This window comes from Marinimicrobium agarilyticum DSM 16975 (genome assembly GCF_000423345.1).
Lineage (GTDB): Bacteria > Pseudomonadota > Gammaproteobacteria > Pseudomonadales > Cellvibrionaceae > Marinimicrobium > Marinimicrobium agarilyticum.
The window spans coordinates 18,228-38,923 of sequence record NZ_AUHU01000008.1 but is presented as its reverse complement, the minus strand read 5'-3'; the positions used below and the strand labels follow the sequence as shown (position 1 = coordinate 38,923).

General features: G+C 61.6%; 15 protein-coding genes. 7 read left to right on the top strand and 8 right to left on the bottom strand.

The window, feature by feature from the left end:
- Positions 1 to 36: 36 nt before the first annotated feature.
- From G547_RS0109845 to hemC, 5 genes are all read right to left on the bottom strand, one after another.
- Complete coding sequence (locus G547_RS0109845; protein WP_051235192.1) at positions 37 to 2,169, bottom strand: di-heme-cytochrome C peroxidase; 2,133 nt, start codon at positions 2,167 to 2,169, stop codon at positions 37 to 39.
- 115 nt (positions 2,170 to 2,284) lie between these two features.
- Positions 2,285 to 3,529, bottom strand: coding sequence for a heme biosynthesis HemY N-terminal domain-containing protein (locus G547_RS0109840; RefSeq protein ID WP_027329714.1), 1,245 nt, complete (start codon positions 3,527 to 3,529; stop codon positions 2,285 to 2,287).
- Positions 3,526 to 4,725 (bottom strand): uroporphyrinogen-III C-methyltransferase, encoded by a 1,200-nt coding sequence (locus G547_RS20865; RefSeq protein WP_051235189.1) that lies wholly within the window; start codon positions 4,723 to 4,725, stop codon positions 3,526 to 3,528. Before G547_RS20865 ends, G547_RS0109840 begins: the two co-directional genes overlap by 4 nt.
- Entirely contained in the window at positions 4,718 to 5,551 is an 834-nt protein-coding gene (locus G547_RS20860; protein WP_036187982.1) for a uroporphyrinogen-III synthase, read from the bottom strand. Before G547_RS20860 ends, G547_RS20865 begins: the two co-directional genes overlap by 8 nt.
- The gene (gene hemC, locus G547_RS0109825) at positions 5,548 to 6,486 is read right to left on the bottom strand and encodes a hydroxymethylbilane synthase (protein ID WP_027329713.1); all 939 of its coding nucleotides are present in this window, start codon (positions 6,484 to 6,486) and stop codon (positions 5,548 to 5,550) included. Before hemC ends, G547_RS20860 begins: the two co-directional genes overlap by 4 nt.
- A gap of 149 nt (positions 6,487 to 6,635) precedes the next feature.
- On the opposite strand from hemC, the gene G547_RS0109820 reads away from it, so the two are divergent.
- Positions 6,636 to 7,550, top strand: coding sequence for a hypothetical protein (locus G547_RS0109820; protein ID WP_027329712.1), 915 nt, complete (start codon positions 6,636 to 6,638; stop codon positions 7,548 to 7,550).
- A 48-nt stretch (positions 7,551 to 7,598) separates the two neighbouring features.
- Here the strand turns inward: G547_RS0109820 and G547_RS0109815 are convergent, their stop codons facing one another.
- Together G547_RS0109815 and G547_RS0109810 are read right to left on the bottom strand one after the other, a co-directional pair.
- Positions 7,599 to 8,324 carry a LytR/AlgR family response regulator transcription factor gene (locus G547_RS0109815; RefSeq protein WP_027329711.1) on the bottom strand — a complete coding sequence of 242 codons (726 nt, stop codon included), beginning with the start codon at positions 8,322 to 8,324 and terminating at the stop codon, positions 7,599 to 7,601.
- Between the two features lie 3 nt (positions 8,325 to 8,327).
- Positions 8,328 to 9,377 carry a sensor histidine kinase gene (locus tag G547_RS0109810; RefSeq protein WP_027329710.1) on the bottom strand — a complete coding sequence of 350 codons (1,050 nt, stop codon included), beginning with the start codon at positions 9,375 to 9,377 and terminating at the stop codon, positions 8,328 to 8,330.
- Between the two features lie 121 nt (positions 9,378 to 9,498).
- Here G547_RS0109810 and argH point away from each other — a divergent pair, with 121 nt between their 5' ends.
- Positions 9,499 to 10,905 (top strand): argininosuccinate lyase, encoded by a 1,407-nt coding sequence (gene argH / locus G547_RS0109805; RefSeq protein ID WP_027329709.1) that lies wholly within the window; start codon positions 9,499 to 9,501, stop codon positions 10,903 to 10,905.
- 18 nt (positions 10,906 to 10,923) lie between these two features.
- On the opposite strand, the gene G547_RS0109800 is transcribed toward argH, so the two are convergent.
- Positions 10,924 to 12,396, bottom strand: a complete 1,473-nt coding sequence (locus tag G547_RS0109800) for an SLC13 family permease (protein ID WP_027329708.1) — start codon at positions 12,394 to 12,396, stop codon at positions 10,924 to 10,926.
- A 228-nt stretch (positions 12,397 to 12,624) separates the two neighbouring features.
- Here G547_RS0109800 and G547_RS20855 point away from each other — a divergent pair, with 228 nt between their 5' ends.
- The 5 genes from G547_RS20855 (at position 12,625) to G547_RS0109775 (ending at position 20,582) form a co-directional block, all read left to right on the top strand.
- Positions 12,625 to 14,385 carry a response regulator gene (locus tag G547_RS20855; protein ID WP_051235187.1) on the top strand — a complete coding sequence of 587 codons (1,761 nt, stop codon included), beginning with the start codon at positions 12,625 to 12,627 and terminating at the stop codon, positions 14,383 to 14,385.
- 17 nt (positions 14,386 to 14,402) lie between these two features.
- Entirely contained in the window at positions 14,403 to 17,255 is a 2,853-nt protein-coding gene (locus G547_RS0109790; protein WP_027329707.1) for a class I adenylate cyclase, read from the top strand.
- Between the two features lie 134 nt (positions 17,256 to 17,389).
- Positions 17,390 to 18,280: a hydroxypyruvate isomerase family protein gene (locus G547_RS0109785; RefSeq protein WP_027329706.1), complete on the top strand. Its 891-nt coding sequence runs from the start codon at positions 17,390 to 17,392 to the stop codon at positions 18,278 to 18,280.
- A gap of 47 nt (positions 18,281 to 18,327) precedes the next feature.
- Positions 18,328 to 20,013 (top strand): GMC oxidoreductase, encoded by a 1,686-nt coding sequence (locus G547_RS0109780; protein WP_027329705.1) that lies wholly within the window; start codon positions 18,328 to 18,330, stop codon positions 20,011 to 20,013.
- Complete coding sequence (locus G547_RS0109775) at positions 20,013 to 20,582, top strand: gluconate 2-dehydrogenase subunit 3 family protein (RefSeq protein ID WP_027329704.1); 570 nt, start codon at positions 20,013 to 20,015, stop codon at positions 20,580 to 20,582. Before G547_RS0109780 ends, G547_RS0109775 begins: the two co-directional genes overlap by 1 nt.
- The last annotated feature ends 114 nt before the right edge of the window (positions 20,583 to 20,696 follow it).

The window sequence follows — 20,696 nt, the reverse complement described above, 5'->3', positions numbered from 1 at the left end:
CTAGGTTCCCCGGATCAGTCGCTTTTTGGGGCGGGATCACAGAGTTTTCAGGTACTCCACCAGCGCCCAGCGCTGCTCTTCTGTCATAGCCCGGCGAACGTCGCCGTTGGGCAGCCGGATTTCCCGCGCGCCATATTCGTGGCCTGTATTCTGGTCCCCAAGGCGGTGGGTGGTTTGGGTGAAGCCTTCGTAACCCTCGGTTCGAAAACCCACTTTGACCGGATCGAACTCCCGGCTGCCGACCTGAAATTGCTTTGGTCGGTACTCGCCCTCCTCCGGGTCACCTTCGCGCCGCGAGGGTAGCAACAGGTCGTAGAGCGTGGGGACCGAACCGTTGTGGAGATACGGCGCGGTCGCCCAGATGCCGTTCAGGGGCCGGCCTTTGTAAGCGAGCAGTGAATCATAGGGGCGAGAAGTGGTATCGGGGCGGTAGTGACCGGCCTTCACGCTATATTTAACGTCGTTTTCGAACCAGGACAAGCCCAGGACATAGAACCAGTCCAGACGGCGGCGCGCCCAACTCTTGTCCGCATCCGGCGTGGACACCGCGCCTTTGGTGACGGACGTCAGGATCTGGATGGCCGGCGCCCGGGTTTCCAGCACCAGCGGGCCCACGGTGGTCTTTTGGTAGGTATTTTTGAAGTTTCCGGAGTAGCCTTTGTAATTGACGCTGTTGTACGCCATTGTCGGGTCGGTGCCCAGCACGTCGACATCGGTCATATCGGAGATGGCCACCCGGTCCCAGGCTTTGGGCTCAATAATCTGGTGACAGCTCTGACAGTGGCGGGCGTATAGGCGTCGGCCCAGGGCGACTTTCTCCGGATCGAACTCCCCCAGAATCTCCTGAGGCCATTCGGGCGAGGTTAATCGGCCCAGGTGGGCTTCCAGTCGTTGGAGATTGACCAGGTCAATGCTGGAGGTGAACTCGATGCGCTCCTGTTTGTTGTCCTGCCCCGAAAGCCAGCCGGACAGGCTGAAGCCCGGCTCCTTCACCTGCCAGTCGAGCTTGGCGAATACGCCGATGACTTCGCCCACATTGCGCCCCAACGGCCCCAGCTCGGCGTTGCCCGCCAGGCCGTTCCACTGCACGTAATCCGAATGGGTAATGTCCCAGAGAAAGGGGTAACTCACGGGCGCGTTGGGCTCGTTCAGCAATTGGTTGCGCAGGCGCAGCATATCCCGCTGGGACAGCCCGGGCAGACCTTCTTCCCTGGATTGCAGTCGCTGAACCACCTGAGTGAAATCCCGATCGTCAATCAGCGCCGGGTCCAGCCCCTCGAGCACCCGGTCGACCTGCGCTTCGGTCAACATCAACTGGTCGTCGGGTTTGACGGTGGTGAGCAGCAGCTCGCGCAACTGCTCGCGATTGACCACGTGGCGGAGGACCCGGTTGTAGATCCGACCAAAGGCGTCAAGGCGGGCGTAGCCGTAATCGATATGACTGTGGTTGACGGTGTTGTACATCTGGATCTGATCGGCCCAGTGGGTGATGTCCTCAATCACCGCCTCGCGTTTATCGTAGTCGTTGTCTTCGACGAGCACGCGATCGATGATCCGCTCCTGTTTGGCGGGAATGTCCCGGGCCGCAGTCAGGGCCGCTTCCAGCCCGTGCAGGAAGCCGACCATATCGGCCATGGCCGGTCCACCGTCGATACGAATGGCGTGCCCCTGATAGTTGACCTGGCCCGTGTGGCAGGCGGCGCAGGTGAAGCCCACGTAGTCCGTTCCCTGGTAACTTTCTTTGGCAAAGCCCACTGGCAGTCCGTGAGGGTTGAAGAAAGTAGGCTTCTGGGGCAAGTACCGGTAGCGGTCCATGTTGTGATCGGAGCGGAACAGTTCTTCCGAGTTTTTCTGTTCCAGGGCGAGAAACAGGTCGTAGGGAAGCAGCGCCGAGCCCTGAGTGGTGTTGTAATACCAGAGGGTGTCTGCCGCACTCCAGCCCTGGTCCAGGTAGATGGGGGTGTTGTAGCTCTCGCCGAAAGCGCCGTTTTCCAGGGCGATGGCGCCGCGGTCGGGATCCCGGTCCAGATGTTGGTACACCTTTCCCGAAATGAAGGTGACACCGAGTAGCGCGACGATGACCAGGCCGACAATGGCCAGTAGCTTGAGGCGGTAGCGGGCCGCCATAATACCGAATACCAACAGCCGTAGTAGATGAGGAAGGGGCATAGCAATCTCCTTTGAATGCTGATCCTTACTGCGTGATCACATGGTTGTTATTTCTTGAAAGTCGAATGGCCGGGCACGAGGGCGTGCCCTGTTCTTGGGTCGTGTTAACACCCCGCTACGGCTGAGCGTCCTTGGGCAGGGGCAGGTCGGGCAAGCGCTCGGTGGTGAGCAGCAGGCCCTGCTGATAGTATTCGGTGCTTTTCTTGTGCTCTCCGAGGTGCGCCAGCAACCGGGCCAGTTCGGCGCAGGTTTCGGGGTGACTGTTCAGCTTCAGACTGCTCTGGAAGTAGTCGCGCGCCTTGCCCCAAAGCTGGTTGCGCAAGCTCAGCCGGCCCAGTGTCAGCAGCAGCAGGGGGTCGGCCGGGCGCTTCTTCAACCAGCTTTCAGCGGTAATCAACTGTTGGCCGACATCGCCCGCAGGAATGAGGCCATAGAGTCGCACCAACGCCGGAGACCAGTGCTTGTCCAGAGTTTTCTGGACCAGGTGTTGCGCTTCGATCGGCAGGCCGCTGGCCAGCAGTTGCCGGGCATAGAGCTCTGCCACGTCCGGCTCTTTGCGCAGGGCTCCGGGCACCTCCCGCCACTGGCGGTTTAGCAACTCTTTGGCCCGGTCGGGGCTCAGCCCCCGGGCGCGCTGACCGGCCTGCTCCAGCAGCGCCCGGTGCAGTTGGCTGGCAAGCTTGTCCAGCGCTGCCTCGCCCTGGTTACCGTAAGCGCGCAGGCTTGGCATCAGCGCTTTCAATGCGTCCCAGTCCTGCAGAGCGATATACACCTGACGCAGGAGGTCGAGTACCACCGGATGCTGGGGCGCCTTGCGCTTGACCCGCTCAAGCGTGGCCAGGCACTGTTCGTATCGGCGGCTCATCAGCTGCATTCGGGCCTGAGTCAGGGCCACCGCCAGTTCGCTGTTGGGGCTGCTTTGCTCGGCTTTGTGCAACAGCTCGAGTGCGGTGTGGTTGTCGCCCTGTTCGTAGGAGCAGCGGGCGGCAGCCAGGTAGTTGATCAGGGGCGTTTCGGATTTGGGGGCCGCCCGTAAGAGCTTGCGTTGGGCGTGCTTCCAGTTGCCTTCGATAAAGTCCACCAGACCGCTGGCGGTGCGGCGTTGGGCGCGGGCGCTGGTGCCGGAAAACAGGCTTTCCGAGACTTTGCGCCCGGCTTTGACGCTGCCGCGCAGCAACTTCAGTACCAGCCAAATAAGCCCCCACGTACCCAGCAACAGCAACAGCGCCAGCCAGAAACTCATCTCGACGCTGGTATTGCCCAGGGCAATCAATACATAACCGCTGTCAGCCTGAATGGCGCTCAGGGTCAGGGCCCCGAGCACCATCGCCAGTACCACGAAAATCAGGGCCCGCTTCATGACTCGGCCTCCTCAGCCGGTGCATCCTGAAACCCGGGCGAGAGGCGGTGCTGACGCTCGATATGGGTCTCGAGCAGGTTGAGGGCATCGTCCAGGTCGGGCAATTCCGGGGCGATATCGATCTCGGCGAGCTCCCTCAGCCGCGCCATGACCGTCTCGGTCTGAGGGTTGAGCGCGAAGTGCGCCTCGATCCAGTCGGCGGCGCGGTTCAGGCTGTTCTGGTAGAGCTGACTCTGTTCCCGAAGGAGCGCGGCCTGGGCCTGCTCCAGCATCAGTTGCAATTGCTGGCGCAGCAGGTACTGCTCGCGCGGGTCGGCCAGGGCCTCAATCGGTTTGTCGTGCTGACGGATGCGGATGTGGCTGCTCAGGCGCTCCATCATGCGCTGGAAACTGCCTTTGATGGTATTCCAGACGCCGCCGGCCTGCTCCCCTTGGGCATCGTTGACGGTGCCTTCGCCCTCGGGCGCGCGCATGGGTTCAACAATGGGCAGAGTGGGCAGCTGCTCACCGAGGGCGAGCAAGCGCAGGTAGATGCCTTCCCGGTCCACTTGATCCGCCAGTTTGAGGGCTTCTATATCGCTCGCCAGGGCGCGGCGCACGGGCAGCAGGTCACTGTCGCCCAGATCCCGCAAGATGGCGTCGGCGGTTTCCGCCAGGGCCAGGGCGTTGACGCTGTCCCGTTCCAGCACCAGGCGCTGATTGGCCAGGCGCAAGAGGTACTCGGCTTCCGCCAACTTCCAGTCTTCCCGGTTGGTACTGGCGATCGCGCTCAGGCGCCGGTCGACCCGGTTCATGCGCTGTTCCAGGCTCGACAGCAGTTCGGACTGGCCCCGGCGGGCCTGGTCGAGTTCGGTACTGAACTCGCGTTTGAGCTGTTCGGGTGCCTGGCGGAGTTCACGGTCTTGCCGCTCGAGCGTTTCGCCCTGTTCGGCGATCGTCTCGCGAAGATCGGCGACAGTCGCGCGCTGTTCGTTCAGGTCTTGCCAGACCCACCAGACGCCGTAGCCGGCGGCGAGCGTCAGCCCCACCCAGAATACGGCGAACAGCCAGCGCCCCCAATGCAGGACGCGGCGGCGGCGCGGTTTTTCGCCCTTTGGGGCGGCGGAGGGTGAAGCCGGCCTGGAAGCCTCGGCCGGGGTTTCGGCGGGCTTGTCCTCGGTGTCGGGTTGGGCGTCGGGCTTGTCGTTGTCAGTCACGGTAGCGGGTTCCGTCGGTCTGAAAAAGTGCTGGGTCCTGGCTGGCGGCTCGCAGAGCCTCCAGCATGCTTGGGTCCGTGGCGTTCTCGGCCACCGCCAGGTGGCGGTACCCCAGAGCCCGGGCATGTTGAGCAACACGTTCGCCCGGCACCAGTAAAGGAGCCTGGGCCAGGGCGTTGGGGGCGTCGGTCAGTTGGCACCGCGCCCAATGGTAATTGTCCAGAGTCTCGGCGCTGTGTAAAGCGACGATCAGTCTGGAGGCCGGGCCCTGCGCGATCGCGTTCTGTAACCGCTGTGGGGCGTCGGCGGGGCAACGGCGTTCATACAGTTCGCAGTAATCCACCCGGGCGCCACGTTCGCTCAGAGTCTGGCCGAGCAGACCGCGACCGCCGACCCCGCGAAAAATCACAATGCGCTGTTCGGCCACATTCTGCAACTCCGGCGCTTCCAGCAGCGCTTCGCTGTTCATGGCGCCGCGGGACTGCCAGGCGGTAACTTCGACGTTCTCATCCGCCAGGGCCCGGGCGGTGCGTTCGCCCACGCCGTAGTATTCCACACCCAGAGGCAGTTGGGGCCAGTAGTGATCGAGCCATTCAAAGGCATGGGTCACAGCGTTCTGGCTGACGAAAATCGCTTTCTGGTAGAGGTCGAAGTCCATGATGCAGGCCTTGACCGCCTCTTTGGCCGCCGGCTCCTTCACGGCTTCCAGGCTCATCATCGGCGCCACCAATGGCACGACACCGAGCGCTTTGAGCTGTTCGGACCAGCGCCCGGCCTGGGGTTCCGGCCGGGTCACCAGGACCTGTAGGCCAGAGAGGCTGCTCACCGCGGGCGCTCCTCCCCGTAAACTTCTGCCAGAATCCGGCCGGCGCCTGCGTCCAGCAGACGCTCCGCCAGCGCGATGCCCATGGCCTCGCCCTCGGGGATGGGGCCGCGAATCTCGTCGTAAAGCATTTCGGTCCCGTCCGGCGAGCCCACCAGACCGCGCAACCACAGACCCTCTTCACAGGGAATAGCATAGCAGGCGATGGGCACCTGGCAGCCGCCTTCAAGGCGCCGGTTCATGGCGCGCTCGGCGCGCACCAGCTCGGCGGTGGGTTCGTGATGCAAGGGCTTGATCAGCTCAATGGTGCGCGCATCGTCATTGCGGCACTCAATGCCTACGGCGCCCTGCCCGCCCGCGGGCAGGGATTCTTCCGGGGCGATGCGGCTGCGGATGCGCTCGTCCAGCTCAAGCCGGACCAATCCGGCGGTGGCGAGCACAATGGCGTCGTACTCACCGTCATCAAGTTTGCGCAGGCGGGTCTGGACGTTGCCGCGCAGGAATTTCACATGCAGGTCCGGGCGGGCCGCCAGAATCTGACACTGGCGGCGCAGGCTGGAGGTGCCCACCACACTGCCGGCGGGCATGTCGCTGAGCTGCTCGAACTGGTTGGACACAAAGGCATCGCGCGGGTCTTCGCGCGGACAGATCACCGGCAGGCCCAGCCCTTCAGGGAATTCCATGGGCACATCCTTCATGGAGTGCACCGCAATGTCCGCTTCGTCGTTGGTGATGGCGTGTTCCAGCTCTTTGACGAACAGGCCTTTGCCGCCCACTTTTGCCAGCGGCACATCCAGAATCTTGTCGCCCCGGCTGGTGAGCGGCACCAGCTCCACGGTCAGGCCCGAGTGGTGCTTTTCCAGTTCGGATTTGACATATTCCGCCTGCCACAGAGCCAGCAGGGATTTTCGGGTGGCGATGCGTAAGGTTTCGGGCATAAATCGTCCAGTCGCGGCTGCAAGTAAAAGCGCGATGATACCAGACAGAGGCGGGGGCAACGGGCGCTCTGGTTAGACCGTTTTCCCGCAGCCCTCTAAACTGGACCTTATTCACGAAACCAAGCACGCCGGTTACGGGGCCGAACTGTATGCGAACCATTCTGTCGTTGCTCATTCTGGGGTTGGTGGCCGTCGGCGGCTGGTTCCTGCTTGCCCCGGGGCCTGTCGAGCGCGAGTCAACCGAAATCTCCCCTGCCCCCATTCAGAAGCCGGCGCCCCAAGAGACCGGCGCGAGCGAGCAGGACGAAACCGCCTGGCTCGCCTTGCGGGATAAACTCACGGGTCAAATTGAGCAAAGCACCCAGGCTGACCCGTCGCCCGAGGCGGATGGGCTGCGTGAGCGCATCGCCCGCCTGTCCGATAGCTCCACGGAGGCGGAGTTGGTGGCGGCGGCCGGCATCACACCGGAGGAAGAGGCCGCGGCCCGGGAGTGGGCGCATGCACGTGGGTTTGATCGTGAATCCACCGGCTACCAATACTATGATCAAGAAACCCTGGAGGCTTTGGCGGCCACGGGCGACATGTATGCCCAGCAGCGGTTGGGCTTCAAGGCGGCCCGGGAGCGGGACTTCCTGCGCGCTGAAGTGCTGCTGAAGCAGGCGGCGGTGGGTGGCTCGGTCTTTGCGTTGGATCTGTTGGCGTTCAATGCGACCTCGCGCGCGTTGGAGGCCAATCAGAACGGCCAGAAGGAAGAGGCCCGTCAGCGACTGATGGAAGCGTTCGCCTGGACTGAGATCGCGAACCGGCGTGGATACGACGCGCTCCCCGCCGGCGGGTTTCGGGAAGGGAGTATCGATAGAAACCTGAAGGATATGGGCTTTGAGTTGAGCCCCGAGGATCGGCAGCGGATTGAAAAAATGGCGGAGCGTCGGTATCAGTCACTGGAGCGCGAGCGCGCCGACCGGGGTCACGACCCGTTCGACAACTCAACCCCCGTCCTCTTCGAAAAACTCAACCGGGCCGCTGAGACTTACCAGCAAATCCATTCCGATGATACCGAGTAGCGCGGCCCTCTGCGCTTCTCCTCCCGGACGGACAGTCTGTCGTTGAGGTTATAGGTTCTGAAGCAATTCTTTCAGAGTGCTGGCATGGCGTCGGCTGACCGGGGGCTTTTCCTGAGTGTCCGCCAGCCTGACCCGATAGTGCCCTTCGCTGTCCCGTTCCATGGCCTGAATGTGGGGCACGGACACCAGAGCGCTGCGGTGGGTGCGTAAAAAGCGCTCGCCGAATTCGTCCTCCAGCTCTTTCAGGGTATCGTCCAGCAGGTGTTCGCCGCCGGTGTGGTAGACGGTGACGTATTTCTGGTCCGCCATAAAATAGCGCACGTTCTCAAGCGGTATCAGCTCCACGCCGCGTGGGGTTTTGGCGCTGATGTGATGGCGGCCTGCAGGCGAGCCTTGCTGCGCCTGTTTTTGCAGCTTGTTGGGGGTGCGGGCTTTCTCCAATACCGCTTCGAGCTGTTCGCGGCGCACTGGTTTGAGCAAATACCCCACGGCCCGGGTGCCGAAGGCATCCAGCGCATACTCGTCAAAGGCTGTACAGAAAATCACGGCGGGCGGGTCCTCCAGCGCGCCGATCTGATGGGCGGCTTTGACGCCGTCCTCCCCCGGCATGCGCACATCCAGCAGGACCACATCCGGGTCGTGCTGTTGAATCGCGGTCATGGCGGAGGCGGCATCGCCCGCTTCGGCGACCACACAATAGCCTTCCAGCTGTCCCACCATCCGGGCCAGGCGCGCGCGCGCGAGGGGTTCATCGTCGACGATCAGTACGTCCATGGCTCACTCCATCGGATAAGTGATAATCAGCGTAAACCTACCGCCATCGCGGGTTTCGGACAAGCGGGCGCCCTGGCCGAAGTGGGCCTGCAGGCGGTGGCGGACATTATCCAGCGCCATTTTATTGGTCTGTCGCGCGCTCGAGCGCCCATCGGCGGGCAGGGGATTGTCGATCCGGATCGCCAATTGTGTGCCGGAGCGGGCGATCTGAATCTGGATATCACCGCCCTCCGGGCGCGGTTCGATGCCGTGAAAGACGGCATTTTCCAGCAACGGTTGGAGCAGCAACGCCGGAATCATGATGCGTTCGGGCAGTTCCTCCAGGTGCCAGTCCACCCGCAGCCGGTCACCCAGGCGCAGTTGCTCCATGGCAAGATAGCCCCGGCAGAGTTCCAGCTCCCGGGAAAGCGGGATGAGCGCTGGCTCGGCCAGGCTGGCGCGAAACAATGACGCCAGGTCTTCCACGGCGCGCTCGGCCCGCTCCGGCGCGGTGGTGATCAGACTGGCGATACTGTTGAGGCTGTTGAACAGGAAGTGCGGGCGAATACGCGACTGCAATGCCTGGATGCGGGCGTTGAGTTCGGCCTGCTGCTGGTTGCGCAGTTGTTGCTGCAGGTAAAGGTAGCGCAAACCGATGCCCGCCAGGATGGCGGCAGTCAGCAGGTTTTCGGCCAGGTGCCAAAGGTTCAGTGACCAGGGGGCGCCGAGAAACCCTTGCATCAGCCACTGCCCGAGCAGCGAGAACACCAGTGTCACTACCAGCACCAGCCCGTAGCTGACGATACCGGCGCGCATCGGGGGCCACCGGTTGAGAGCGGGCTGCAGGCGGCACAGCAGTATGGCGCTGACCAACACGATCCACTGCACCTGGAATGAGTAGAGCGCCACGGCATCCCAACTGAACTGCGCGAGACCACGGTTGATCATGGCCAACAGCAACGCCAGCAGTTCCGCCACCAACACCAGGATCAGCACGGCCTGGGGGGCACACAGGTTGGGCAGAAAGCTGTCGCTTTCCGCTCGGTCGGTGCGGCTGGAGGGGGAATCGGTCAAAACAGAGCCCTTCTGGTTTATACTGTGCGCCCTTTTCGAGGCTATCCTACGCGTTTCCCGCGATTTCGGTAGTCCCCGACGCCAAATTTGTTACTCACGTCAAACTACAGCGAGTGTCTTCATGAGTCAGAGCGATCAATCTTCGGAGCAGACCAACCAATCCTGGGGCGGCCGCTTTTCCGAGCCCGTCGACGCCTTTGTCGAACGTTTTACCGCGTCGGTCGGTTTTGATTATCGCCTCTACCAGCATGACATCAAGGGCTCGGTGGCGCACGCCACCATGTTGGCCAAGGTGGGCGTGCTGAGCCTTGAGGAGCGCGACCTGATTCTGGACGGCCTGGAAGCGGTGCGGGCCGATATCGAAGCCGGTCAATTCAAATGGTCGGTGGCGCTTGAAGACGTGCACATGAACGTCGAGGCGGCGCTCACCGAGCGCATCGGCATCGCCGGCAAGAAATTGCATACCGGGCGGTCGCGCAACGACCAGGTGGCCACGGATATCCGCCTCTACCTGCGGGACGAGATTGACGCGGTCAGCGCTGAACTCACCCGGTTGCAACAGGGCCTGCTGGATCTGGCCGAGCGGGAAGCCGACACCATCATGCCCGGCTTTACCCACCTGCAGAGCGCCCAGCCGGTCACCTTTGGCCACCACCTGCTGGCCTGGTTTGAAATGCTCCAGCGCGACCACGGCCGCCTGCTGGACTGCCGCGCGCGCATGAACCAGTCGCCCCTGGGCGCCGCCGCCCTGGCCGGAACCACCTACCCCATCGACCGTGCCATGACGGCCGAGCTACTGGGTTTTGACAAGCCCACGGAAAACTCCCTGGACTCGGTCAGCGACCGGGATTTCGCCATCGAATTCTGCAGCTTCGCCAGTATTCTGATGACCCACCTCTCTCGCGCCAGCGAGGAGTTGGTGCTCTGGACCTCGGCCCAGTTCGGCTTCATCAATCTGCCGGATCGGTTCTGTACCGGCTCCTCGATCATGCCCCAGAAGAAAAATCCGGATGTGCCCGAGCTGGTGCGCGGCAAAACCGGCCGGGTCAATGGCCACCTGATCAGCCTGCTGACATTGATGAAATCCCAGCCGCTGGCCTACAACAAGGACAATCAGGAAGACAAAGAGCCGCTGTTCGATGCGGTGGATACCGTGAAGGATTGCCTGCGCGCGTTCGCCGATATGGTTCCGGCCATCGAATCGCGCAAAGACAACATGTACGAGGCCGCCCGCCGCGGCTTCTCCACCGCCACCGACCTGGCGGACTACCTGGTGCGCAAAGGCACCCCGTTCCGTGACGCCCACGAGGTGGTGGGTAAATCGGTCGCCTACGGCATCAAGACCGGCAAGGACCTTTCGGAAATGACCCTGGATGAGCTCAAGCAGTTCTCCGAGACCATCGAGGAGGACGTGTTCGAGGTCCTGACCCTGGAAGGCTCGGTCGCGGCCCGCAATCACACCGGCGGCACCGCCCCGGAGCAGGTGCGCGCGGCGGTCAAGCGCGCCCGGGCTACGCTAGAGAGCTAAGAGGGGGCGCACAAGCTTTCACTGAAAGACGCCCCAGTAAACCAGCAGGGTGCCGACCGCCGTGACCAGTGTGGCGCCCATCAGGTTCAGTGCCAGCCCGGCAGAGGCCATCTGCCGAACGGTCAATTGGCCCGAGCCGAAAACAATGGCGTTGGGAGGCGTGGCGACCGGCAGCATAAACGCGCAGCTGGCGGCGATCGCGGCGGGCACCGCCAAGGCCTCCGGCGGTAAACCCAGCGCCAGAGCGAGGGCGCCCAGCAAGGGCAGAAACGCCGCCGCCGTGGCGGTGTTGCTGGTGACCTCGGTCAGGAAGATCACCGTAATGGTCACTGTGGCCACGATCGCCACCGTGGGCCACCGGTCCAGGTGCTCCAGGGCGGAGGCGATGGCTTGTGCCAGTCCCGAATCCTGAATGATGCCTGCAAGGGCCAAACCCCCGCCAAATAACAGCAACACACCCCACGGCAGTTTCTGCGAGGTTTCCCAGTTCATCAGACGGTTTTCGCCGTCACCGGCCGGCAGCAAGTGCAATGCGATGGCGCAGGCTATCGCGATCCCGGTATCGGTGAGTGTGTCTTCGGGTAGCCACTGGGCCAGGAACGGCTGAGTGATCCATGCCGCCGCCGTCAGTAAAAAAACCAGAGCGACCCGTTTTTCCATCCGGGTCAGCGGTCCCTGGGCGCTAAGGCGTTCCCGGAACATTGACCGACCGGTGCTGGAGGGAGAGGTATCCTTCTCAATGCCGCCGGTCTTCCCTCGGGCCACCACCTGACTCAGCCAAAACCAGGCGAGTGTCAGCATCACGGCACTGACTGGCAAGCCGATCAGCATCCATTCGCCGAAACCTAATTCAATCTGATGTTGATCGGACAGATAGGCCGCGAGCAGCGCATTGGGTGGAGTACCGATCAGGGTGGCGATGCCGCCGATGCTGGCGGCGTAAGCCACCGCCAACAGCAAGGCGACGGCGTAGGGGTTGCCCTCCAGGGCGTTTTTGTCGGTTCTGACCTGAATCACCGACAGCGCAATCGGCAACATCATGATGCTGGTGGCCGTGTTGCTGACCCACATGCTTAAGAACGCGGTGGCGACCATAAAACCGGCGATCTCGCGCTGGGCTGTTCCTCCCACCACGGAGAGAATCCACAGGGCAATGCGCTCGTGCAGATGCCAGCGTTCCATGGCCAGCCCCAGCACGAAACCACCCAGAAACAGGAAAATCAGCGGGTGGGCGTAGTCCCGCGTGGCCCCCGAGGGCGAGGCCAACCCGAGCGCTGGTCCCAAAACGATGGGCAAAAGCGCCGTAACTGCCAATGGCAGCGTTTCCGCGATCCAGAACACTGCCATCAGCCAGGTTAAACCCAGGGCCCGCCATGCCTCTGGCGAAAGTCCTTCGGGGCCAGGCAGTGAGAGGGTTAACACCAGCCCGGCAATGCCAAGGACACCGCTGAGCCGGGTGGCGTTGAAAAGCGGGAAAGATTGGATATTCATTCAGAATCTCTGTTGCTTTTGGCGTCAAAATCCTTTGGCAAAACGCGTAAAAATGCTCTAGCCTTAAGGCTTGACGGCCCGCTATGTGATAGAGCGTGGCCGGCTTTATGGGCGCCATTGGACATTTTCGGTCGCTCTGGGAGTATAGTGGGCAAAAATGCCGCTGACTTCGAGTGCAAAGGAAGTGATATCAGCGCCGGAATGACCAACCCCATCGGTATGTAACCCATGGCGAGAGATAAGGCATCCCTGCAGGAGCGCATTCGCCAGCTGGAGCAGGAGCTGGCGCAGCTGAAGGCCCAGCAACCGACGGCCAACGACGCCTCGCCGGCCCCAAAGGGGCCGGAGGAGTGGCGTCGTACCCAAGACGCCCTGATTGCCGCCCGAACCCAGGCCGACCTGGCCAATCGCACCAAAAGCGAATTCCTGGCGCGCATGAGCCATGAAATTCGAACGCCGATGAATGCCATCATCGGCCTTGGCCACCTTCTGCGCGACACCCCCCTGAACGACCATCAGCGCAGCTATCTGGACAGCATGGGTGCCGCCGCTGACTCCCTGCTGCATATCATCAACCAGGTACTGGATTTCTCCAAGATCGAGAGCGGGCGTATCGTTCTTGAAAACGCTCACTTTGATCTGGAGCAGGTGCTGGAAAAGCTCTCTCGCCTGTTCGAAGTGAGCGCCATCCATCGTCAGGTGGACATCACCTACGACCTTCATGCCGATGTGCCCCGATTCCTGCGCGGGGATACGGCCCGGCTGGGGCAGATTCTCAGCCACCTGGTCAACAATGCCCTGCAGTACTCCACCAGCCAGCAGATCCTGTTGAGTGTGCGTCAGGTCGACGCTTCGGCGGACGGCGTCAAGCTCCAGTTCGGCATCACCGATTTCGGGGTGGGCATGAGCGCCGAACAGGTGACCCAGCTTGAAGCGAGCTTCAACGCCATGGCCTCGGGGGAGGTGCTCTCCCAGCCCGGCCTGGCCAGTAGCACGGGTCTGGCCATCTGCTACCACCTGATCCGCTTGATGCGCGGGCGGTTGGATATTGACAGCGAACCGGGGAAAGGCTGTCGGATCAGCTTCACCGCCTGGTTCGAGCACAGTCAGATCGGTGCCAAAACCCTGAAAGAGGAACCCAACCGGTTTGAGCATCTGCGCGCACTGATTGTCGATGACAATGCGCTCGCCCGGGAAATCATCGGTCGTACCCTGCAGAGCATGCATATTCTGGCGGACGAAGCCGAGAGCGCCTCAGTCGCGCTCGACAAGGTCCGAGCCGCTGAAGCCGCCGCACTTCCCTACGATCTGGTTCTCATGGATTACCAGATGCCGGAGGTCAACGGTCTGGAGGCGACTGTGCAACTCAAGTCCGACGGGAAATTGAAGCAACCGCCTCAAGTACTGCTGATTTCCTCCTATCATCGGGACGAAATTTTTAACGGTGACGACAATGCCGAACTGGTGGATGGCTTTCTTAACAAACCGGTGAGCGAATCCCGCCTGTTCGATGCGCTCAGCCAGCTTTTCTGTAGCCGCCTGATGGAGCGGGCTGCGGAAACGCCTCCCGTGAGCGAGGAAGACACCCTCGACGGCTTGCGGGTGCTCCTGGCCGAGGATAACCGGGTGAACCAACAGGTGGCTCAGGGCATTCTCGCCAAGCGCGGCGTGGTAGTGACCGTTGCCAGCGATGGACGCGAGGCGCTCGAGCGCTACTATCGGGAAGTGGACCAGTACGATGTGATCCTGATGGACCTGGAGATGCCGGAGGTGGACGGCTACGAGGCCACCCGCATCATTCGCGCCGGCCACCTTCGCCCGGACATTCCCATCGTGGCCCTGACCGCCCAGGCACTGCGCGGTGATCGCGATCGCTGCCTGGCGGAGGGGATGAATGAGTACATCAGCAAACCCATCAAACCGGCCCTGCTGTACCGGACGCTGGCGCAGGTGGTGCAATCGGCCTCGACCGCGCCCGGTAACCAATAGCCGTTGGGGACTGAGGTATGCACTCTCACGTCATTGAGCTGGATGACATTGAATCGGGTCTGGATCGCAAACAGCTTAAACAACTCCGCCAACGTTTTCTCGAGCTGAACCGCGAACGCCACCGCCGGATGCTGGCGGGGTTGAACGAGCGCCAGCAGGACCTGGTGGCGCTATTGCCCCTGATTTTCCACGTTAACCATCCCATGCTGCCGGGTTATGTTTCCCACGGTACGCCCTGTGGTGTGAGCGGTTACAAACCTGAAAAGGACGATATCCGGCGGGCACGGGTCCTTGCGCGCAGTTTCCACCACGGCCGGGACCTGAGCGCCCGAACGCCGGAGATCGACGCCCTGTTTGTGATGGGCAGCATCGGGACCATTGCGCAGAGCGAAGGTAGTGACCTGGACGTCTGGGTTTGCCACCGCCCCGAGCTCGAACGCCAGGGGCGGGACGAGTTGTCGCGCAAGTGTCAGCAACTGTCCCGTTGGGCCCAGGAACAGCTGCGTCTGGAAGTGCACTTTTTTCTGATGGAGCCGGGTCGCTTTCGTACCGGGCAATTGGGCCAGCTGAGTGCCGAAGGCAGTGGCTCGGCTCAGCGTTTTCTGCTGCTTGATGAGTTCTACCGCACAGCGCTCTGGCTCGGGGGCAAGCTGCCCTTGTGGTGGTTTGTGCCGGCAAGCTGTGAAGCGGATTACGCCCAACATGCCCACCGGTTGCTGCACCAGCGTTTTCTGAACGCCAGTGACGTGATCGACTTTGGCGGCTTGCCGGACATTCCCACCGACGAATTTGTGGGCGCCGGCATCTGGCATCTGTACAAAGGGATTGAATCTCCCCACAAGTCGGTATTGAAGCTGATGCTCCTGGAAGCCTACACGCGTGGCCCGGAGCGTCGCCCATTGGCGTTGACCTTCAAGGAGGCGGTCTACCAGCAACCCCCCAACCCGGATAATCTCGACCCCTACATCATGATCTACCGGCGGCTGGAGTCTTATCTCAACGCTGCTGGCGATGACCCATCACGACTGGACCTGGCCCGGCGCTGCCTTTATTTCAAAGTGGATAAGGCCCTGACTCGCCCACCACGCTCGGCTACGAAATCCTGGCAGCGACAATTGCTCGAGCGCTTGGTGGCGGAGTGGGGCTGGAGCCGGGAGGAGTTGGCCCGGTTGGATCAACGGCGCCAGTGGAAGGTGCCGGATGTGATGCGCGAGCGTCGCCGCCTTGTGGTGGAGTTGAGTGCCAGCTACCGGTTGATCAGCGCCATCAGCAAGGACAGTCGCGAAGCCCGAATCAGCGACGAGGAGCTGATGATCCTGGGGCGCAAGCTCCACGCCGCCTTTGAACGCAAGGCCGGGAAAGTGGAATGGCTCAATCCCGATATCTCACAGGACATTGCCGAACCCGCGTTGTTGTTTGTCCAGGAGCCGGAAGCCGCCCCGGGTGCCCAGCGCTTTTGGGAAGTATTTCGCAGTCGAGACGGCCAGCCCGAGGGTCTCCCGCTCAAGCGGGCCCGGCACTTGAGTGAACTGTTGCTGTGGAGCTATGGCAATGGCGTGATGACCGCGGCCACCTGGTACGACGTGGCGGGAGATGAGGTCAGTCTCTCCGCCCCCCAGCGCCAGCAGCTGTGGCAGTGGCTGAGTCACTGGCTACCCCTTCCCCTGGTCACACAGGCCCACGAGCCATTTCAGACCGGCGCCCGCGCCGAGCGCCTGCTGTTGTTGTTCAACCTGGGGGTGGAGCCTCAAAAGCGACTGCATGAGCGCGGCCTGCAAATGCTCAGTGGCCAGAGCGATGCTCTGGATTTCAGCGGCCTGCACGACAATCTGGTGTTGACCCTGGACCTGGTCCAGATTAACAGCTGGCGGGAGGTGCTCTGTCGGCACTACGACCAGGATGCACTCACCAACGGCCTTCAATACTACCTGCGGTTGGCGCCGCCCGGGCGCGGCGTAGCGCCCCCGGAAGTGAGTATTCGCTGCCTCGGCAGCCAGGGGAGCCTGGTGGTCCAGCGTCTGGAAGAGCTCTGGCAAGACATCGTCGGCTGTTACTACTCCGGCACCCGCCCGGCCACCAGTCGCTACGTGCTGGAAACGGCGGACAGCTACGTTCTGATCCAGTTTCTGCAACAGCAGCCCTATGTGAGCCGTTATGGTAGCTACGAGGGCTTGATTGACAAACTGAGCAATGCTCAGATCGAGTACAGTCCCGTCGTGGTGGACCGGCATGCCCTGCGCAATAAGCCCCTGAAGCTGATGGCCGAGCGCGCGCGGGAGCCGGGGGTCTATCTGTTCTACCAGGTGTTGGGCCAAGAGGCGGAAGTGACGTTGGTGGATGAGCTGGGCTCTTTGCTGGTGACCCGATTGAGCTTTTACAGCCACACAACCCTGCTGCGTCCCCTGCACCACTTCCTGCGGGCCGTACTCGCGCGCCTGGCGGCCAGTTCTGATCGGGGCGCCGGGGCGGTTTCCCCGTCCGTGCAACTGTATGAGCTGTGTGGCCCCATCGAGCAGGGGCGGGGTTATCTGGAGGAGCGTGCCAGCGCCGGCGATATCAGCCGACTGACGTTCAGTAACATCCAGGTGATCGCCGAGCCGGGGCCCGAGGGCGACATTCTTTATACCATCTACTGCAATGATCAGGAGTTTTCCGCTCTGGATTACGGGGACGATCTTTTTCGGGAGGTGGCGCGGGAAATCTTCTCACAGCGCCGCTCCGGTGAGCGCTATCCCTGCTATATCACCGACCTCGACCTGAGTGAATGTCGGGACCTGCTGGCCCCACAGCTGGGGTTGCAATTGAGCCATTACCTGGATCTCAAAGCCCAATTGGAGCAGCGCCTGAACTGGGCGCTGGGAGAACTGTAAACGCGGGTAAAAATCGGCTGTGGTGCTGGAAATTGGGCAACGGAATGGGTAATCTTTGCGGCATGAATATCATATAAATCTGACTTAACTCTTGTTGAGTCAACCCTATATAACGAATAACAGGAACCGACCCCATGACTGATACCCTCGACCGCCGTTCATTGTTACGTGGCGCCGTCGCCAGCGCCTTTGGCATCACCAGCCTCAGTGCCCTGGGCGCCCTGGCCCAGAAACCCGGAAATAATACCCCTCTGAAAGGCAACATCCACCACTCCGTTGCTCGCTGGACCTATGACTTTCTTTCGGTGGAGGAGCTGTGTCAGGTGGTCAAACGTATCGGTTTTTCCGCCATTGACCTGATCGGCCCTGGGGAGTGGCACATTCTGAAAGAGCACGGAGTGGACTCGTCCATGTGCAACGGCGCCGAGCCCAGTCTGGAGGAAGGCTGGGGCAATGCCGAGCACCATTCCGGCCTGATCGAAAGCTACCGCAAGCACATTGATCTGGTCAGCGAGGCGGGCTACCAGAACCTGATCTGCTTCAGTGGCAACGCCCGCGGCATGGACCCGGAAGACGGCCTCAAGGCTGCAGTCAAGGGCTTGAAAAAGATCATGGCCCAGGCGGAGAAGCGTGGCGTGGTACTGCAGATGGAGCTGTTCAACAGCAAGGTCAACCATCCGGATTACCTGTGCGACAACACCGACTGGGGTATTGAGCTGTGCAAACGGCTGGATTCGCCCAACTTCAAGTTGTTGTATGACATCTACCATATGCAGATTATGGAGGGTGACATCATCCGCACCATTCGCGACAATCATCAGTACTTCGGTCACTATCACACCGCCGGAGTACCGGGACGCCACGAAATCGACGAGTCTCAGGAGCTGTATTACCCGGCGATCATGCGGGCCATTGAGGCCGTGGATTTCCAGGGCTATGTGGCCCAGGAATTTATTCCGCAGCGCGCTACGGACGAACAGAAAATTGAATCGCTGCAGGCGGCCATTCGCATTTGCGATATCTAACCCGGTGCACCCGGATTCACAATCATTGACGAACGCAGAGATGTACCATGGCGAATAATCATTACGACGCAATCGTGGTGGGCTCCGGCATCAGCGGCGGTTGGGCCGCCAAAGAGCTGACCGAGAAAGGCCTGAAAGTATTGTTGCTCGAGCGGGGCCGCAATATTGAACACGTGAAGGATTATCAAAACGCCAACAAAGAAGTCTGGGATTACCCTCATCGGGACAAACCCACTCAGGAGATGATCAAAAAATACCCGGTGCTCAGCCGGGACTACCCGCTGAATGAATCCACTTATGGCATGTGGGCCGACGAGCAGAAGAACCCCTACACCGAGACCAAACGCTTTGACTGGTACCGGGGCTATCACGTCGGGGGGCGTTCCCTGCTCTGGGGGCGCCAGAGCTACCGCCTCAGCCCGATGGACTTCGAAGCCAACGCTCGCGACGGTATTGCCGTGGACTGGCCCATCCGCTATGACGACATTGCCCCCTGGTACGACTACGTCGAGAAATACGCTGGCATTGCCGGCACCCGAGAGGGGCTGGATGTGCTGCCAGACGGCCAGTTTTTGCCCCCAATTCCGCTCAACTGCGTAGAACAGGACGCGGCCAAGCGCATTGAAAAAGCCTTTGGTGGCCAGCGCCACCTGATTCACAGCCGCACGGCCAATATCACCGAAGCCAAGCCCGAACAGGGCCGGGCGAATTGCCAATATCGCAACAAGTGCTGGCTGGGTTGCCCCTTTGGGGCCTATTTCAGCACCCAGTCCTCCACCCTGCCGGCGGCGGTGAAAACCGGCAACCTGACCCTGCGCCCCTTCTCCATTGTCAGTCAGGTCCTGTACGACAAAGACCGCAAGCGGGCCACCGGGGTGGAGGTGATCGATGCTGAAACCAATCAGACCTACGAGTACACGGCTGATGTGGTTTTCCTCAACGCCTCGACCTTCAACTCGACCTGGATTCTGATGAACTCCGCCACCGACGTGTGGGAAGGCGGATTGGGCAGCAGCAGCGGCGAGCTGGGCCACAACGTCATGGACCACCACTTCCGTTGCGGCGCCTCCGGTGAAATCGAAGGCTACGAGGACAAATACTACTACGGTCGCCGCCCCTGCGGTTTTTACATTCCGCGCTTCCGCAACGTCGGGGATGACCGTCGCCCCTACCGTCGCGGTTTCGGGTACCAGGGGTCCGCCAGCCGCGAGAACTGGGACCGCGATGTGGCGGAATTCGAGGTGGGTGCCGACCTGAAAAACGCCCTGAGTCAGCCCGGCGGCTGGACCATCGGCATGACCGCGTTCGGCGAAATGCTCCCCTACCACGAGAACCGGATCTACCTGAACAAGAGCGTGAAAGACCACTGGGGCCTGCCGGTACTGGCCATGGATGTGGAGATCAAAGACAACGAGCTTCAGATGCGCAAGGACATGATCCAGGATGCGGTGGACATTCTCGAAGCCGCCGGCGCCAAGAACGTGCAGGGCGGCGATTGGGGCTACGCTCCCGGCCAGGGCATTCACGAAATGGGCACCGCGCGCATGGGCCGTGACCCGAAAACCTCGGTACTGAATAGTTTTAACCAAGTGTGGGACGCCCCCAACGTGTTTGTCACCGACGGCGCCTGCATGACCTCCGCCTCCTGTGTAAACCCGTCGCTGACCTATATGGCCCTCACCGCTCGCGCGGTGGACCACGCGGTGAAAGAATTGAAGAAGGGGAACCTGTGATGAACCGACGCGAACTCCTCAAACTGATTACCGCCGCCACCGGTACCGCCATGATTGGTGGCACCGCCGTGCTGGCGGGCTGCTCCACGGGTAACCGCGAAGAGAAGCCCCTCACCTACACCTTCAGTGACGAAGACGTGCGGGTGTTGGACGAAGTGGCGGAAACCATTCTCCCGCGTACCGACACCCCGGGGGCGAAAGACGCTGAGGTCGGCGCCTTTATGAAAGTCTTTGTCACCGACTGCTACACGCCCCAGGAGCAGGCTCTGTTCCACAGCGGCCTGCCGCAGCTGGAAGCCTCTGCCCAAGAGCGCTACGGCCAGGGTTTTATGGCGCTCACCGCAGAACAACGCACGGAATTTATCCGCGACCTGGACCGAGAGGCCAAGGCGGCGGTGGCGGCCGGTGGCCCCATCCACTATTTCACCCTCTTCAAGCAGCTCACGCTGTTTGGCTTCTTTACCTCTAAAGTGGGCGGCACCGACGTATTGCGCTACGTGGCCATTCCCGGACGATATGACGGTTGCATGCCCTATGAAGAGGGCGACCCCGCCTGGGCAACCACGTAAGCCAACTGCTCAGAATGCGGTGAGTGGACGCAACGTGTGGGCGGCCTCCACTCACCGTTGAACAATTGCACCGCTCGGCTTGTCGGTATAGGGTTTAGTGTTCCCCGCCACTCA

Excerpts from the sequence above, each read along its gene's own strand:
- G547_RS0109845 (WP_051235192.1), bottom strand. The coding sequence starts at position 2,169 with ATGCCCCTTCCTCATCTACTACGGCTGTTGGTATTCGGTATTATGGCG.
- G547_RS0109840 (WP_027329714.1), bottom strand. The coding sequence starts at position 3,529 with ATGAAGCGGGCCCTGATTTTCGTGGTACTGGCGATGGTGCTCGGGGCC.
- hemC (WP_027329713.1), bottom strand. The coding sequence starts at position 6,486 with ATGCCCGAAACCTTACGCATCGCCACCCGAAAATCCCTGCTGGCTCTG.
- G547_RS0109820 (WP_027329712.1), top strand. The coding sequence starts at position 6,636 with ATGCGAACCATTCTGTCGTTGCTCATTCTGGGGTTGGTGGCCGTCGGC.
- G547_RS0109815 (WP_027329711.1), bottom strand. The coding sequence starts at position 8,324 with ATGGACGTACTGATCGTCGACGATGAACCCCTCGCGCGCGCGCGCCTG.
- argH (WP_027329709.1), top strand. The coding sequence starts at position 9,499 with ATGAGTCAGAGCGATCAATCTTCGGAGCAGACCAACCAATCCTGGGGC.
- G547_RS0109800 (WP_027329708.1), bottom strand. The coding sequence starts at position 12,396 with ATGAATATCCAATCTTTCCCGCTTTTCAACGCCACCCGGCTCAGCGGT.
- G547_RS20855 (WP_051235187.1), top strand. The coding sequence starts at position 12,625 with ATGGCGAGAGATAAGGCATCCCTGCAGGAGCGCATTCGCCAGCTGGAG.
- G547_RS0109790 (WP_027329707.1), top strand. The coding sequence starts at position 14,403 with ATGCACTCTCACGTCATTGAGCTGGATGACATTGAATCGGGTCTGGAT.
- G547_RS0109785 (WP_027329706.1), top strand. The coding sequence starts at position 17,390 with ATGACTGATACCCTCGACCGCCGTTCATTGTTACGTGGCGCCGTCGCC.
- G547_RS0109780 (WP_027329705.1), top strand. The coding sequence starts at position 18,328 with ATGGCGAATAATCATTACGACGCAATCGTGGTGGGCTCCGGCATCAGC.
- G547_RS0109775 (WP_027329704.1), top strand. The coding sequence starts at position 20,013 with ATGAACCGACGCGAACTCCTCAAACTGATTACCGCCGCCACCGGTACC.